Below are 513 nucleotides of genomic sequence, written 5' to 3'. Positions count from 1 at the left end.
TCGAGGTTGTCCGGGTCGCGCTCGCCGACCACCGAATGGCCTTCCAGTTCCACGGTGGCGCCGGCCAGGTAAGCCTTGGCCACATCCTCGATGTAATCGCCGCGGTAGCCCGCTTCCGGCCAGCCGGCGTCGTCGGGCTTGAGGCCCTTCGCACGTGCCTGGGTGGACAGCGCCAGGTTCTCGATCTGCACGCCGGCGTCGTTGTAATAGACCTCGCGCTTGGCGTTCCAGCCGGTCACTTCCAGCAGGCGTGCCAGGCAGTCACCGATCGCCGCCGCGCGGCCGTGGCCGACATGCAGCGGACCGGTCGGGTTGGCCGACACGTATTCCACGCCCACGGTGCGGCCATTGCCGCTCAGGTTGTGGCCGTAATCGGCGCCTTCCTTGAGCACACTGGCCGCTTCGCGCTGGTAGGCGCTCGGGGCAAGGTGGAAATTGATGAAGCCCGGGCCGGCGATCTCGACGCGGGCCACGTCATCGCTCTTGGGCAGCGCATCAAGCAGCGCCTGGGCC

The 513-nt window shown here is 68.2% G+C and carries 1 protein-coding gene; it reads right to left on the bottom strand.

The genetic code is table 11. The features are described 5' to 3' along the window. Positions 1-513: arginine--tRNA ligase domain-containing protein (gene argS, locus AAE045_RS24450; protein ID WP_455549877.1), on the bottom strand; the 513-nt coding region annotated here is incomplete at both ends.

It is taken from the genome of Dryocola clanedunensis, assembly GCF_038405435.1.
Taxonomy (GTDB): domain Bacteria; phylum Pseudomonadota; class Gammaproteobacteria; order Enterobacterales; family Enterobacteriaceae; genus Dryocola; species Dryocola clanedunensis_A.
This window is presented reverse-complemented; position numbering and strand designations above follow the sequence as displayed.